Genomic DNA, 15227 nt, shown 5'->3' with positions numbered 1-15227 from the left:
CGAGCACGATAGCGGATGCACACGACCTCGATCCTAGCTACAATCGTCGCCTGATTTTCAACGGGATATCACGTCACATCATGTCCATCACCGCACCCGACAAGCGCCAGATTCTGGTCACCAGCGCCTTGCCCTACGCCAACGGCGCCATTCACCTGGGCCACCTGCTGGAGTACATCCAGACGGATATCTGGGTGCGGTTCCAGAAGAGTCGCGGCCATCAGTGCCACTACGTCTGCGCCGATGACGCCCACGGCACCGCGATCATGCTGCGTGCCGAGCAGGAGGGCATCACCTCCGAGGCGCTGATCGACCGCGTATCCCGCGAACACCAGCAGGACTTCGCCCGTTTCGGCGTGGCCTTCGACAACTACCACTCGACCCACTCCGAGGAAAACCGCCACTTCAGCGAGCTTATCTATAAGCGCCTGCGCGACAAGGGGCACATCGCCACCCGTGACATCGAGCAGATGTACGATCCGGTCAAGGGTCTGTTCCTGGCCGATCGTTTCATCAAGGGCACCTGTCCCAAGTGCCACATCGCGGATCAGTACGGCGACAACTGCGAGGCCTGCGGTGCCACCTATACCCCTGCCGAGTTGATCGATCCGGTATCGGCGATCTCCGGCGCCACCCCGGAAGTCCGCAGCTCAACCCACTACTTCTTCAAGCTGCCTGACTTCGCCGACTTCCTCAGTGCCTGGATCAAGGACGACCATGTCCAGCCACAGATCCGCAACAAGCTGATGGAATGGTTCGAGTCCGGCTTCAACGAGTGGGACATCAGCCGCGACGCGCCCTACTTCGGCTTCGAGATTCCTGACGCGCCAGGCAAGTACTTCTATGTCTGGCTGGACGCTCCGATCGGCTACCTGGCGAGCTTCAAGAACCTGTGCGAGCGTGAGGGGCTGGACTTCGACAGCTACTGGGAGCGCGATTCAAAGGCCGAGGTCTACCATTTCATCGGCAAGGACATCGTCTACTTCCACGCCCTGTTCTGGCCGGCGATGCTGCACGGGGCCGAGATGCGCACCCCCACCGCAGTCAACTGCCACGGCTTCGTCACGGTCAACGGCGCCAAGATGTCCAAGTCACGCGGCACCTTCATCAAGGCCGCGACCTACGCCGAGCATCTCAATCCCGAGTACCTGCGCTACTACTTCGCCGCCAAGCTCACCTCCCGGGTCGATGACCTCGACCTGAACCTCGAGGACTTCGCGCTCAGGGTCAATGCCGACCTGGTGGGCAAGGTGGTCAACATCGCCAGCCGCTGCGCCGGTTTCGTCAAGAAGCTCGGAGGTGGCCAGCTGTCGACTCACTGCGCCGAGCCGGACATGCTGGCACGCTTCATCGCCGCCGGTGACGAGATCGCCGACTACTATGAACAGCGGGAGTTCGGCCGCGCCATGCGCAAGGTCATGGAGCTGGCCGACGAGGCCAACAGCTACATCGCCGACCAGGCGCCCTGGGTACTGGCCAAGGAGGCAGGCCGCGAGCAGGAAGTGCTCGACATCTGCTCCATGGGAATCAACCTGTTCCGTCAGCTGATGGTCTACCTGGCCCCGGTGGTACCGGCCATGGCCGAACAGGCCAGACTGTTCATGAATCTCGACACCCTCGACTGGAACAGCCGCGAGACCTGGCTGGGCGATCACCCCGTCAACAAGTTCAAGCCGCTGATGACCCGGGTCGAGAACGATCGTATCGATGCCATGATCGAAGCATCGAAGGAGGATCTGGTGGAAGAACAGAAGCTCAAGGAAACGCCCAAGGGACCGCTGGCCGAGACGCCGATCGCCGACGAGATCAGCTTCGACGACTTCGCCAAGGTGGACCTGCGTATCGCCCGCATCGCCAAGGCGGAATACGTCGAAGGGGCCGACAAGCTGCTCAAGCTGTCGCTGGATCTCGGCGGCGAAAGCCGTCAGGTCTTCGCCGGCATCCGTCGCGCCTATTCGCCGGAGGCCCTCGAAGGCAAGCTGACCGTCATGGTGGCCAACCTGGCACCGCGCAAGATGCGCTTTGGTGTTTCCGAAGGCATGGTGCTGGCGGCTGGCAACGACGACGGCATCTATCTGCTCGAACCCCACAGTGGCGCAGAACCCGGCCAGCGGGTCAGCTAAGGGGTTCCATCACGCCCATGCGCCGGCGGGGCCCTGCCCGCCGGCCGTTACCTCGTGCATTCCATGACCGACGTTCTTCTCGTCCTCGTCAGTACCGCCCTGGTCAACAACTTCGTGCTGGTGCAGTTTCTCGGGTTATGCCCTTTCCTGGGGGTGTCCTCGAAGCTGGAATCGGCGCTGGGCATGTCCCTTGCCACCACCTTCGTGCTGACCCTGTCATCGGCGGCCAGTCACCTGCTGCACCGTTATCTGCTGGTGCCGCTGGATCTTGAATACCTGCGCACCATCGCCTTTATCGTGGTGATCGCCGTGGTAGTCCAGGCCACCGAGGTCATGGTGCGCCACCTGAGCCCCCTGCTGCATCGGGTGCTCGGCATCTTCCTGCCGCTGATTACCACCAACTGCGCGGTGCTGGGCGTGGCGCTGTTGAGCCTGGGTCGCGACGGCGGCTTCTTCGATGCGCTGCTGTACGGATTCAGCGCCGCTCTGGGCTTCTCGCTGGTGTTGATCCTGCTGGCGGCCATGCGCGAACGCCTGGCGGGCGCCGATGTACCGCGCCCGTTTCGCGGTGCAGCCATCGCCATGATCACCGCCAGCCTGATGTCGCTGGCCTTCATGGGCTTCACCGGACTTGCCACCGGGGGCTCTCCATGAGCCTGACGAGTCTTGTCGGCGTGGTCCTGATGGTCGCACTGATCGGTGTCTGCGGCGGTCTGCTGGGCTGGCTGAACCGTCGCTTCAAGGACGGCGAGGATGGCCTGGTGGAGCAGATCGACGCCCTTTTGCCCCAGACCCAATGTGGCCAGTGTGGCTATCCCGGCTGTCGGCCCTACGCCGAAGCCGTCGAGCAGGGAGAGGCCATCAATCGCTGTCCACCGGGCGGCGAGGCAACCATCCTTGAGTTGGCCGAACTGCTTGGTCGGGAACCCCTGGCGCTCGACGGCGACGCCGACGATACCCCCCGGGTGGCCTTTATTCGGGAAGATGAATGCATCGGCTGCACCAAGTGCATCCAGGCCTGCCCGGTAGACGCCATCCTCGGCGCCTCGAAGATGATGCACACGGTCATCGCACACGAATGCACCGGCTGCGATCTGTGTATCGCCCCCTGTCCGGTGGACTGCATCGACATGCTGCCAAGAGAGCCACAACCCCGCTGGACCGCCGGCATCATCGCCAGCGACCGCACCACGGAGACGCTTCATGGCAGTACTTGAGCGACTCTGGCGATCACTGTCGGCGGGCACCCGGCCCGCCGGCGGCGTGCTGCCCCCTACCCGCAAATCGCAGACCCGTGACCTGGGCATACGCACGCCGCCGCTACCGGCCAGGGTGACATTGTGGCTAGAAGATGGCCGCGACCAGCCGTGGCGAGAGGTCCAGCCTATCGTCAAGCCAGGCCAGTACGTGCGTGCCGGCGAGCCAGTGGCACGCGCCGTCGGCCACCTGGCACTGCCGGTGCACGCCACCATCTCGGGCCACGTCAGCGCGCTGTTCATGCACGACGAGTCGGCCCCCGACGGACAACACCGACCTGCCGTGGTGATCGAGTCAGACGGCGCTTCACAGCACCACTGGCTGCCGCCGCTCGACTGGCAAGGCGCGGCCCCCGGCGAGATCATCCAACGGATTGCCGACGCCGGCATCGCCGGCATGGGCGGCGGCGGATTTCCGGCCCATCTCAAGGTCCGCGCGGCACGCCAGGCGGGCATCGATACCCTGGTGGTCAACGCCGCCGAGTGCGAACCCTACCTGAGCGCCGATGACCAGACACTGCGCCAGCACACCGACCGGGTGCTATCCGGTGCAGCGATGGTGGCCCATGCCACCGGGGCCGGCTCTATTGTCATCGGCATCGAAGACGACAAGCCCGAGGCGGCCAGCGCCGTGCAGGCCCGGCTAGGCGAGCTGCCCTGCCCGGCACGACTCGAGGTGATCCCCACCCGCTACCCCAGCGGCGGCGAGCGCCAGCTGATCGAGCGCCTACTTGGCCGCCGTCTCGCCTCGGACCAGCTGCCGGTGGACGCCGGCGTGCTGTGTCACAATCCCGGGACCCTGGCGGCCATCCACGACGCGGTGGCGCTCGGCAAGCCGATGATCGAGCGCACCCTGACCCTGGCGGGCCGAGCACTGGCACGCCCCGGCAATGTCACCGCGCGCCTGGGCACCGCCATCGAACACCTGCTGCAGGACGCCGGCCTCGATCGCGCCAGATTGTCGCGGGTGATCGAAGGTGGTCCGATGATGGGCCAGGCGATCGAATCGCTTGACCAACCCATCACCCAGACCACCAACGGCCTGATCGCCGCTGACGCGGCTGAACTGCCGACGCCGCCCCCCGCACGCCCCTGCATCCGTTGCGGCGACTGCCAGCCGGCCTGCCCGGCGGGCCTTGCCCCTCAACAGCTGTGGTGGCACGCCCAGGCAGGCGAAGACCACAAGGCCGAGGCCAACGGCCTGTTCGACTGCATAGAGTGCGGCGCCTGCGACTACGTCTGCCCCAGCCATCTGCCGCTGGCCAACGGCTTCGGCGAGGCCAAGCAGCGCCTGCGCACCGCGCGCGCCGAGAGCGCCCGGGCCGACCAGGCCCGCCACCGCTTCGAGGCACGCCAGGCCCGCGAGCAGCGCGAGGCGGCCGAGCGCGAAGCCCGTCGCCAGGCCCGTCGTCAGGCCGCCGCCCGGCGCGGCCAGCAGCGCGACGCAAGCAGCGCCAAGGATAGTTCAGCCGACACCAAAGCAACCGCCAACGTCGCGGACGTGCGTGGCCTGCGCATCGCCCAGGCAGCCGCCAAGGCCGCGGCACGCAAGGCTGAGAAGGCGCTGGAGCGCGCCGCCCAGCAGCAGCAATCGGCGGATGTCCTCGCCGACCTCGAGACTCAGCTGGATACCGCCAGACAGCATCTCGCCGCCGCCGATGCTCGGCTCAAGGCCGCCCGTCAGGAGGAAACCCGGCCATGAGCCATCTTCACCGCCACACCAGCGCAGACAGCGCTCGCCGTGGACACGACAGCGCTACCTTGATGCGTCGGGTGACGCTGGCCTGCCTGCCCGGACTCATCGCCCAGTGCTGGTTCTTCGGCCTTGGCGTCGTCACCAACGTCATCACAGCGGCGGCCTGCTGTGTGCTGATCGAGGCGATGATGCTGGCGGCGCGTCGGCGGCCCGTCTCGCCAACCATCGCTGATGGCAGCGCCCTGTTGACCGGGGTACTGCTGGGTGCGGCGCTGCCGGCCGGCACCAGCCTGTGGCTGATCCTGATCGGCTCGCTTGCCGCCGTGGCGGTGGCCAAGCACCTTTACGGCGGGCTCGGCCAGAATCTGTTCAACCCCGCCATGGTGGGCTACGCCCTGCTGCTGGTGTCCTTCCCCACCCAGATGAGCCTGTGGCCCGCACCCTCGGGGCTATTCGGCCCCGACGCCGTCGAGCCCTCGACCTGGCTGGCACGCTGGCTGGGCCAGCACCCAGCAGCCGCATTGGATGCGCTGAGCGGTGCCACACCGCTGGACGCCTACCGCCATCGCGCTGCAGACGCCAGCCTCGCCGAGCTAGTGGCACCAGCGGCGCTGGAGGCCTGGCGCAACGTCGCCGTGGCCTGGCTGGCCGGAGGTCTTTACCTGCTCTATCGCCGGCTGATCGACTGGCGCCTGCCGCTGTCCATGCTCGCCTCCATGACCTTGCTCGCCTGGCTGTTCGATCAACTGTCGGCCAGCGGCGGAGTCGGCTTCCACCTGCTCGGGGGCGCGGCCATGTTCGGCGCCTTCTTTATCGTCACCGACCCTGTCAGCGCCGCCAGCGGTCGTCGTGCACGCCTGGCTTATGGTGCCGGCATCGGCGCCCTGACGATGATCATCCGTGCCTACGGCGGCTACCCCGACGCCGTGGCCTTCGCCGTGCTGCTGATGAACCTCGCCGCCCCCCTGCTCGACCAGCTGGTGCCCGACCGGCCATCGAATGCTCGAGCCAGCCGGAGGCACAACGATGACGGCTAGCCAGCGACCCGCCTTGGTCAAGAGCGCTGATGGACGACCGCCTCACTTGGAAAGCACTGATAAACTGCGCTGATGAATACCCCTGATAGCAACACTTCGGCTCCGCGAACACTGGCCGTGAAACTTGCCCTGTTCGCCCTGGTGACCCTGGGTGCGGTCAGCCTGACCCAGGCGCTCAGCGAGGGGCGTATCGAGGCCAATCGCCAGGCCCATCAGGACGCCCTGCTGCAAAGCCTGGCGCCTCAGGGCACCGCCAGGCTGGTGCCGGCGCCGGCCGGTGACCAAGGCTGGCAGGCGCTGGACCAAAGCGACACGCTGCTCGCCACCCTGCAACCCTCGTCAGCGCTCGGCTACGCAGGCCCCGTCGAGGTGCTGGTGGCACTGACACCGCAGCGGCGTGTCACGGCAGTGCGCGTCGTCGATCACCACGAGACGCCGGGGCTCGGCGACGCCATCGAGCGCCGCAAGGGCCCCTGGATCGATCAGTTCGAAGGCCTCGCGCGCCGCCAGCTGGACCTGGCCCCGCAGGGCGCCATCGAAGCCCTGACCGGTGCCACCATCACCTCTCGCGCCGTCATCCGGGCGGTGAACGAAGCGGTGCTGGCTGCCGGGTCGCCGCGTGATACGCCAGACGCCAGTAACCAGGAGCCCATCCCATGACCCGCAGCGACGCTCGCGACATCGCCATCAAGGGGCTGTGGAGCAACAATCCCGCCCTGGTCCAGTTGCTCGGCCTGTGTCCGCTACTGGCCGTCACCGGCAGTGTGGTCAATGGCCTGGGGCTCGGGATCGCCACCCTGGGGGTGATGCTCGGCGCCAGCGCCTCGGCCTCGGCGCTGCGCCACCAGGTACGCCCTGAGGTACGCCTGCCGGCATTTGTGTTGATCATCGCTGCCTTCGTGACCTGCGTCGAACTGGCCATGGCGGCGCTGGCCTACGAGCTCTACCAGGTGCTCGGCATCTTCCTGCCGCTGATCGTCACCAATTGCGCCATCCTGGCTCGGGTCGAGGCCTTTGCCTCCCGCCAACCGCTCAAGCCGGCCCTGTTCGACGCCCTGACGAACGGCCTCGGCTTCTCTCTGGTGCTGGTGTTGATCGGGGGTATCCGCGAACTGCTGGGGCAAGGCACCCTGTTCGCCGGCATGGACCTGCTGCTGGGCGACGCAGCCGGTGACTGGACACTGCACCTGCCGGGTGATGGCGGCATGCTGTTTTTGGTGCTGCCGCCGGGGGCCTTTCTGGTCACCGGGCTGCTGATCGCCGCCAAGAACGCCATCGACGACGCCGTGAAGCGCCGCCGCCCGGCGCCGACCCGGACGCCCAGAGACGAACGCCGAGTGCGGGTTACCGGGGTCGTGCGCTGAAGATCCGCCCGGACTGGCCCGCTGTCGATTCAGCCCCTGGCTTGCCAACCAAAGAGACGAGCATGAACGCTGCCAAACGCCACGAGATCTTTACCCGCCTGCGGGCCCACAATCCCGAGCCGACCACCGAGCTCAACTGGAGCACACCGTTTGAACTGCTGGCCGCGGTACTGCTGTCGGCGCAGGCCACCGACGTCGGCGTCAACAAGGCCACCGCTCGCCTGTTCCCGGTGGCCAACACACCCCAGGCGATCATCGATATCGGGATCGACGCGCTCAAGGAACACATCAAGACCATCGGCCTTTTCAACACCAAGGCCGAAAACCTGATGAAGACCTGCCATCTGCTGATCGAGCGCCATGGTGGCGAGGTACCGGCCACCCGTCCGGCGCTGGAGGCCCTGCCCGGGGTCGGACGCAAGACCGCCAACGTGATACTCAACACCGCCTTCGGCCAGCCCACCATCGCCGTGGACACTCACATCTTCCGGGTCTCCAACCGCACCGGCATCGCCAAGGGCAAGAACGTGGTGGAGGTCGAGGAAAGGCTGGTGCGCCACGTGCCCCGCGAATTTCGCCAGGACGCCCACCACTGGTTGATCCTCCATGGCCGCTATACCTGCGTGGCGCGCAAGCCACGCTGCGGCAGCTGTGTCATCGAGGATCTGTGCGAGTTCAAGGACAAGACCGACATCTAGACCTTGCATGGGCCGCGACTGCACCCAGCGACGGTTTTCGCCCGTCCTGGCCCCCAGCACCACAGGCGAAAGCGCCCATCACCAAGGATGCAGCGCCGGAAGCCGAAAGCCGAAAGCCGAAAGCCAGGCGAATTACGCCAAAGTTCAAGCGCAGCCGGCGGCCAGACGCGTTAGCCTGAGGGCCCAAGTCTCAACATGAGCGGTTAACGATGCAGGAAGTGCTACAGCAACTCTGGATTCCGCTGGCCATGGCCGTGAGCTTCGGCGCCTTCACCGGCTCGCTGTTCCGGCTTAGTGGCCGCCCGGGCTCCGAGCGGCCTCTGATGTTCCCGGTGCTTGGCCTGCTCGGCGGCCTGACCGCCTTCATGATCCACCAGGTGCTGGTGTGGACGGTGGGCGCGCCGACCTGGCTGTTACCGATCCTGGTAGTGCTTCAGGTCTGGCTGTGGCTCGGGCCGCTGGGGCCGAAGATCCCCCGCCGCGAACAGGACCCACGAGAATGATCGTCTCCCCGTCAGACTGACGACCACAAGAGGCGCCCCTGCCATGGCAGGGGCGCCTCTTTTATCGCCAATGCCTTCACACTAGGGTGAGCCCACAGGGCCTGGACCGAGAACCGTCACCGAGCGCAGGCATAATTCCAGGATTTCTACGAAAAGTCGGCGAGCGCAGGCACTTTTCATGCAAGCCCTATTGGCGAGTGGACGGGCACGGCGCCCCACAGGGCGCACAGGCGCTGGCGTCACGCTGGTTCAGCGAGGTTCGAGCGTGGCCGTCGCCCATGTTGAAGGCGAAGGTGGGACTGGCCAGGTGGTCGGCCATGATCAATACCAGAATCGCCAGCAACAGACCGATGACGCGGCTTCGATGATAGGCGGCTTTCATGGGAATCACCTTGAACAATGGATCAGTGGGTCGGTCGATCAGTTGGGCAGTCGGAACCAGGGGCGCAGGTGAATCCCCACCAGCGAGCCGACGAAGGCGCAGGCGAACCACACCCAGGCGTGCAGGCTGCCCGAGGCCAGTCCCGAAAACAGCGCGCCGATATTGCAGCCGAAGCCCAGGCGGGCACCGTAGCCCAGCAGCAGGCCGCCGATGACCGCCGCCAGGAACTGACGTCCCTCGATGGGCTTGCGGCTGGCTTCATTGAAGCGATTGGCCAGACCCGCCGCCAGCATGGCACCCAGCAGCAGACCGAAGTTCATCACCGAGGTGATGTTGACCAGCACCGAATCGGCCAGCGCCATGGCCGGGTAGTCCCAGGTCCAGAACTCGAACTGACTCATGTCCACGCCGATGGCCTGCAACGCCTTGGCACCCCAAAGATTGAAGGCGAAGGTGATGCCCCAGGGCGCCCCGCCGATGGCCAGGGTCAGGGTGTTGCCGATCGCCAGCACCAGGATCGCCCAGACGAAGGGCCAGCGTCCCTGCACCAGGGTGCGCAGCACCCCGCCTTCGGCAGGTGCCAGGCGCAGCTCGGAACGTTCCAGCGAACCGTGGGCGCGGCGTTCCACGCGATTGACCCACAGCATCACCAGCGCCAGTCCCGCCCACTGTACCGCGATGGCGCCGAAGACACCGACACTGTCGATCAGGCTGACAGGATCCAGGCTCGGCAGGTCGAGCCACCACGGCAGGTGGATCGAACCGACCACCGCACCGATGATGAAGAACGCAAGTGTCACCAGCATGCGCAGGTTGCCGGCGCCGACGGTAAACAGCGTGCCTGAGCCACAGCCTCCACCCAACTGCATGCCCAGGCCGAACACGAAGGAGCCCACCACCAGCGAGGTGCCGATGGGCGCCACCGCGCCAACCATGCCGGGCTCACCGCTGCCGAGCAGCGGAATCATCAGCGCAGAGGTCAGTGCAAACAGGATCAACTGGGCACGCATGCCGGCGCCGCGACGCTTGGTGACCAGGTTGCGCCAGCCGGCGGTAAAGCCAAAGGCCCCATGGTAGAGCGCCATCCCCAGCGCGATACCGACGCCGAACAGCGCCACCAGGAAAGGAGCGGTCTCGAGCCACACCAGCCCGCCCAGGATCAGCATCCCGGCCAGGGCCACGCCGACGACGAAACGATCGACAGGAAGGCGGCCCTGGACGGGGGCCGCAGCGGAAGTCTGTGTCATGGTAGTGATCTACTCGTGATGAGAGGGCCACGCCGGCGACCCGGGGTCGGCGGCGTGGCGATAGCGTCAAACCCTGCCATCCAGCAACAGGTCCGGCACGGACGCAGAAGCGAGGCAACGACAACGTAGCAAAGGCGCAGCAATTGCGCGAAATCGACGCTTTAACAAGGCGCCAACCGGAGCCTCAGGGCAACCGGAGCCTCAGGGCGATCAGTCGTCGCCAAGGCCCAGGGCGTCGAGCACCTTGCCCAGTCCCTGCTTGGCCACCGCCAACGGGCGTGACTCGTCCTGGGTCCACTCGGCCATGGAGCCGTCATACAGGGCCACATTGTCGAAGCCGGCGATTTCGCTGAGCACGAACCAGTCGGTGGCGGCCCAGTGGCCGGTGTTGCAGAAGGCCACGGTCTTGGCGCTGGCGTCCAGCTCGGCCGCCTGTATCCGCGAGGTCACCTGGGCGGTGTCCAGACGCCAGGCGCCGCCATCGTTGGCCAGCAGGCTCTGGTGAGGCAGGTTCAAGGCACCCGGGATGGTGCCAGGAGCCGCCGCCGCCGGCGACTGATTGTCCCCCTTGAAGTAATCCTCGGGGCGAGCGTCGACCAGCTGCCCCTGGGACTCCCGTGCGGCCTCGACCTCTTCGGTGGTGGCCAGCAGTGACTCGTCCAGGGCGCCCTCGAAGCGCACCGGGTCGGGATATTCGACGGGGCCACTGACGACCTCCAGCCCCTGTTCCTTCCAGCCCGCAAAGCCACCGTCGAGGATCGCCACCTGGTCATGGCTGAGTACCTTGAAGGTCCAGTAGACCCGTGCCGCGCTGCCGAAGTCGGTGGCACCGGTGCCCGCCGGCACCAGCACCACGGTATCGTCGTTGTCGATACCGAGCCCACCGATCAGCCGCTGTAGACTCGACACCGGCGGCATCACCCCGGTGACGCCGTCACGGCTCTCGCGCCAGCCGTCTTCGGTATAGCTCGAGTACAGGCTGCCTGGGATATGGGCGTCTTCGAAGCTCGAGCGATCGCCGCCATTGTCGATGCTGGAGCGAATGTCCAGCACCACCAGATTGTCGTTGTCCAGATGCTCGCTCAGCCAGGCGGGGCTGACCAGCGGATCGACCTCAAGCGCCTGGGCGGAGCCTGCCACCAGCAAGGCACCGGCAAATGTCAGGGACCTCAGCATGATCTTGACCTCCTAGGTGGGTGTTGACGCCCATTATCCCGCTCGGAGCAGCAAACTCAATATGCTTGCAATGAATAATAATTTTCACGCTCATAACTTGCCGACATGAATATTCGCTCCAGCGAATGCCGAGCAACGCAGCAGGCGCAATGCCTTGTCAGGCAAGGCGCTTGGTAGCACATCCCTCGTGCACGCTCCTACTGTCACGCTCCTCATGCAATGTCCTTCCCACAAGGTGCTTGCCATAAGGTCCTTCGGCCATTCCCACAGGATCCTTTCTGCCAGATGATGCGCGAGCGGCCTTCCGCACCAGGTTACAGTGACAGTTCGCCTCCCCGTTCGACGGCGCGGGCATAGCCGGGCCGTTGGCGACAGCGCTCGACAAAGGCGCCAAGCTGCGGGTGGTCGCCCAGCTGGCCACGACCTTCCAGCGCCAGCAGCGGGAAGCTCATCTGTATGTCGGCGGCACTGAAGCGCTCGCCCGCGAACCATTCTCGCCCTTCCAGGCTATGCTCCCAGAAGTCCATCAGACGGCGGATCTCCGGCCCCAGATACTGCTTGCGCACGCCCTCGGCAAAGAGCCGGCCCAGGGGCCTCATCAGCGCCGGCACCGGCGGCTTGCCAAGTCGGCTGAACACCAGATTCATGACCAGTGGCGGCATAGCCGAGGCCTCGGCGTGGTGCATCCAGAACACGAAGTCGGTGGTGTCGGCGCTTGACGGCTCGGGCCACAGTCGATGCTCGGCATCGAAGCGCCTGAGCAGGTAGTCGATGATGGCGCCGCTCTCTGCCACCACGCGGCTACCTGCGTCTTCATCGGTGATTACCGGGGACTTGCCCAGCGGGTGCACCTGCTTGAGTGCGGCGGGTGCCAGCATGGTCTTCGGATCTCTGGCGTACTGGCGGATCTCGTAGTCCACGCCCAGCTCTTCCAGCAGCCAGACGATACGCTGTGAACGCGAATTTTCCAGATGGTGCACGACGATCATGGGGCTCTCCTTGGAACGAGTCATGCCTTGAGGCGGGTCTTTCCCTGAGACAGGCAATGGCCTGAGGTGTGGCTCTCCCCGACATGGGCCGGGGCGTGTTGGATGGGCTGACGGGCGCGGCGACGCCCTGCCTGAAACAACCGCCCCACAGACACAAACGGCGCCCCGGAGGGCGCCGTTGTCGCGGTGAGCAATCAGCGCGGTTCGAACATCTCGTCGCCGACTTCATCGATGTAGCGTTCGGCCTTCTGCCGCATCAGGGCGTCACAGGCTTCCCGCCCCGGCACCAGGTCAGAACGCTCGAACCGATGCTCCAGGGTCTCGCCGCCCTCGATGGGCTTGCGGATGACACCGCTGACGCGGAACTGACCGCCCTGCTCCTCGGGTTGCGAGATGATCAGGTAACCACGGTACTCGACCGCTTCGGCCTCGGGCGCGGCCCGGGACGACGACTTTCCGTCCCCCTTGAACAGCGCTCCGAACAGTTGCTTCAGCATGGGAACTCCTTTGGCCTGTCGCGCGACGTTACCACTCAGTCCTGACGACGACCCTTGCCGGCAGCGATGCGCAGACGCAGGGCGTTGAGCTTGATGAAGCCTTCGGCGTCCTTCTGATCGTAGGCGCCCTGGTCATCCTCGAAGGTGGCGATGGACTCGTCGAACAGCGACTCGTCGGAGCGGCGACCGGCGACGATGGCGTTGCCCTTGTAGAGCTTCATGCGCACCACACCGGAGACGTTCTTCTGGGTCTCGTCGATGGCCGCCTGCAGCATGCGGCGCTCGGGGCTCCACCAGTAGCCGTTGTAGATCACCTCGGCGTACTTCGGCATCAGCTCGTCTTTCAGGTGGGCCTCTTCGCGGTCGAGGGTCAGCGACTCGATGGCGCGGTGAGCACGCAGCATGATGGTGCCCCCGGGTGTCTCGTAGCAGCCGCGGGACTTCATGCCGACGTAGCGGTTCTCGACGATGTCGAGACGGCCGATACCATTGTCGCCACCCAGCTTGTTGAGCTTCTCGAGTACTTCGTGGGGCTTCATCGGCTCGCCGTCGATGGCCACGATGTCACCCTTGTCGAAGGTCAGCTCGACGTAGGTCGGGGTATCGGGGGCGGCCTCCGGCGACACGCTCCAGCGCCACATGTCTTCCTCGGCCTCGGCCCAGGGATCCTCGAGGATGCCGCCCTCGTAGGAGATATGCAGCAGGTTGGCGTCCATGGAGTACGGCGACTTCTTCTTCTTGCTGAAGTCCACCGGAATATCGTGCTGCTGGCAGTAGGCCATCAGCTTCTCGCGGGAGTTGAGGTCCCACTCGCGCCACGGGGCGATCACCTTGACGCCGGGCTTGAGCGCATAGCCGCCAAGCTCGAAACGCACCTGATCGTTGCCCTTGCCGGTGGCGCCGTGAGAAATCGCGTCGGCACCGGTCTGGTTGGCGATCTCGATCAGGCGGCGGGCGATCAGCGGCCGGGCGATGGAGGTGCCCAGCAGGTACTCGCCCTCGTAGATGGTGTTGGCGCGGAACATCGGATACACGTAGTCGCGCACGAATTCTTCGCGCAGGTCCTCGATGTAGATTTCCTTGACGCCCAGGGCCTCGGCCTTGGCACGGGCAGGCTCGACTTCCTCGCCCTGACCGATGTCAGCGGTGAAGGTCACCACCTCGCAGTCGTACGTTTCCTGCAACCACTTGACGATGACGGATGTGTCCAGTCCGCCGGAATAGGCGAGCACGACCTTCTTTACATCGGACATGCTAGGGGCTCCTTCTTGTAACCAACCATGGTGTGACCAACGCATTCGCGGCGCGAATAACGCCCGAAGAGCGCCGATTATAGCGTGCATCTGGGGTGCCGAATACCGGCCACGGGACGCCGCTGCCCCAAACTGCTAGACTTTCGCCGTTTCGGCCTGCCAACAGCAGGCCCCCTGACCCCACACGGCCCGACTAAGGAGAGGTGCATGAGCGAGCTGATCGCCCGCGAACTCATGGCGCAACGTTTTCGCAGTTTTCTGCCGGTGGTGGTGGATATCGAGACCGGCGGCTTCAACCCGGAATCCGACGCCCTGCTGGAGATCGCCGCCGTCACCCTGACCATGGACCCGGAAGGCAACCTGTTGCCCGACGCCACCTTCGCCTACCACATCGAACCCTTTGCCGGTGCCAATGTGGAGCAGGCAGCGCTGGATTTCACCGGCATCCGCCTCGATGACCCGCTGCGCAAGCAGGTGGCGGTCAGCGAGTCCGAGGCGCTTGGCGAGATATTTCGTCCGGTGCGCAAGGCGATCAAGGCCCACGGCTGTACCAGAGCCATCCTGGTGGGCCATAACGCCGCCTTCGACCACGGCTTTCTCAACGCCGCGGTCAATCGCTGCGAGATCAAGCGCAATCCCTTCCACCCCTTCTCGAGCTTCGACACCGCCTCGCTTGCCGGCCTGGTCTACGGCCAGACCGTGCTCGCCCGAGCCTGTCGCGCCGCCGGCATCGAGTTCGACAACAACGCCGCGCACTCGGCCCGCTACGACACCGAGCGCACCGCCGAGCTGTTCTGCGCCATGGTCAATCGCTACAAGGACCTGGGAGGATGGCGGCTGGCCCAGCAGGAACAGGGCATGGAAGAGGATTGATCCCCTTCGGTCGCTAAAGTCTCAAGACGATAAAGGCCCCGATGGTCGATGACCATCGGGGCCTTTATCGTAGGTGCGAAGCTTTCGCGGCAGCCGGTCGACGTGGTCCCGCCGGACAACGATTTATGGAGAG

Annotated in this window: 16 protein-coding genes; 10 read left to right on the top strand and 6 right to left on the bottom strand. The window is 65.4% G+C overall.

The features are described from left to right. Positions 1 to 80: 80 nt before the first annotated feature. The 9 genes from metG to NFI08_RS16930 all read left to right on the top strand — a co-directional run bounded on the left by metG (position 81) and on the right by NFI08_RS16930 (position 8677). Positions 81 to 2123, top strand: coding sequence for a methionine--tRNA ligase (gene metG, locus NFI08_RS16970; RefSeq protein ID WP_349590915.1), 2043 nt, complete (start codon positions 81 to 83; stop codon positions 2121 to 2123). A gap of 63 nt (positions 2124 to 2186) precedes the next feature. Next, positions 2187 to 2777 (top strand): electron transport complex subunit RsxA, encoded by a 591-nt coding sequence (gene rsxA, locus NFI08_RS16965; protein ID WP_045994778.1) that lies wholly within the window; start codon positions 2187 to 2189, stop codon positions 2775 to 2777. Next, positions 2774 to 3340, top strand: coding sequence for an electron transport complex subunit RsxB (gene rsxB, locus NFI08_RS16960; RefSeq protein WP_108133363.1), 567 nt, complete (start codon positions 2774 to 2776; stop codon positions 3338 to 3340). The genes rsxA and rsxB overlap by 4 nt, the downstream gene beginning before the upstream one ends. After that, positions 3327 to 5081: an electron transport complex subunit RsxC gene (gene rsxC, locus NFI08_RS16955; protein ID WP_349590910.1), complete on the top strand. Its 1755-nt coding sequence runs from the start codon at positions 3327 to 3329 to the stop codon at positions 5079 to 5081. The genes rsxB and rsxC overlap by 14 nt, the downstream gene beginning before the upstream one ends. Beyond that, positions 5078 to 6112, top strand: a complete 1035-nt coding sequence (locus NFI08_RS16950) for an RnfABCDGE type electron transport complex subunit D (RefSeq protein WP_349590907.1) — start codon at positions 5078 to 5080, stop codon at positions 6110 to 6112. Before rsxC ends, NFI08_RS16950 begins: the two co-directional genes overlap by 4 nt. A 117-nt stretch (positions 6113 to 6229) precedes the next feature. Continuing rightward, positions 6230 to 6772, top strand: a complete 543-nt coding sequence (locus tag NFI08_RS16945; protein WP_162816501.1) for an RnfABCDGE type electron transport complex subunit G — start codon at positions 6230 to 6232, stop codon at positions 6770 to 6772. Continuing rightward, positions 6769 to 7476, top strand: a complete 708-nt coding sequence (locus tag NFI08_RS16940; protein ID WP_108449417.1) for an electron transport complex subunit E — start codon at positions 6769 to 6771, stop codon at positions 7474 to 7476. Before NFI08_RS16945 ends, NFI08_RS16940 begins: the two co-directional genes overlap by 4 nt. Positions 7477 to 7538: 62 nt before the next feature. Further along, positions 7539 to 8174 carry an endonuclease III gene (gene nth / locus NFI08_RS16935; RefSeq protein ID WP_108133358.1) on the top strand — a complete coding sequence of 212 codons (636 nt, stop codon included), beginning with the start codon at positions 7539 to 7541 and terminating at the stop codon, positions 8172 to 8174. Positions 8175 to 8383: 209 nt separating this feature from the next. Next, positions 8384 to 8677, top strand: a complete 294-nt coding sequence (locus NFI08_RS16930; RefSeq protein ID WP_045994784.1) for a hypothetical protein — start codon at positions 8384 to 8386, stop codon at positions 8675 to 8677. A gap of 187 nt (positions 8678 to 8864) precedes the next feature. Here NFI08_RS16930 and NFI08_RS16925 read toward each other — a convergent pair whose 3' ends face one another. The 6 genes from NFI08_RS16925 to NFI08_RS16900 form a co-directional block, all read right to left on the bottom strand. Further along, positions 8865 to 9059, bottom strand: coding sequence for a hypothetical protein (locus tag NFI08_RS16925; protein WP_045994785.1), 195 nt, complete (start codon positions 9057 to 9059; stop codon positions 8865 to 8867). Between the two features lie 38 nt (positions 9060 to 9097). After that, complete coding sequence (locus NFI08_RS16920; protein ID WP_349590901.1) at positions 9098 to 10306, bottom strand: YeeE/YedE family protein; 1209 nt, start codon at positions 10304 to 10306, stop codon at positions 9098 to 9100. Positions 10307 to 10516: 210 nt separating this feature from the next. Beyond that, complete coding sequence (locus tag NFI08_RS16915) at positions 10517 to 11482, bottom strand: sulfurtransferase (RefSeq protein WP_045994787.1); 966 nt, start codon at positions 11480 to 11482, stop codon at positions 10517 to 10519. A 314-nt stretch (positions 11483 to 11796) separates the two neighbouring features. Next, positions 11797 to 12471: a glutathione S-transferase family protein gene (locus tag NFI08_RS16910; protein ID WP_349590898.1), complete on the bottom strand. Its 675-nt coding sequence runs from the start codon at positions 12469 to 12471 to the stop codon at positions 11797 to 11799. Positions 12472 to 12665: 194 nt separating this feature from the next. Continuing rightward, positions 12666 to 12968, bottom strand: a complete 303-nt coding sequence (locus NFI08_RS16905) for an HlyU family transcriptional regulator (RefSeq protein WP_045994789.1) — start codon at positions 12966 to 12968, stop codon at positions 12666 to 12668. A gap of 35 nt (positions 12969 to 13003) precedes the next feature. Continuing rightward, positions 13004 to 14221, bottom strand: coding sequence for an argininosuccinate synthase (locus NFI08_RS16900; RefSeq protein WP_045994790.1), 1218 nt, complete (start codon positions 14219 to 14221; stop codon positions 13004 to 13006). Positions 14222 to 14428: 207 nt separating this feature from the next. On the opposite strand from NFI08_RS16900, the gene rnt reads away from it, so the two are divergent. Beyond that, complete coding sequence (gene rnt / locus NFI08_RS16895) at positions 14429 to 15094, top strand: ribonuclease T (RefSeq protein ID WP_045994791.1); 666 nt, start codon at positions 14429 to 14431, stop codon at positions 15092 to 15094. Positions 15095 to 15227 lie beyond the last annotated feature (133 nt).

Source organism: Halomonas sp. EF61 (genome assembly GCF_040147045.1).
GTDB lineage: Bacteria > Pseudomonadota > Gammaproteobacteria > Pseudomonadales > Halomonadaceae > Halomonas > Halomonas litopenaei.
Note: the sequence above shows the minus strand (reverse complement) of the source record. Positions and strands in the feature narration are given on the sequence as shown.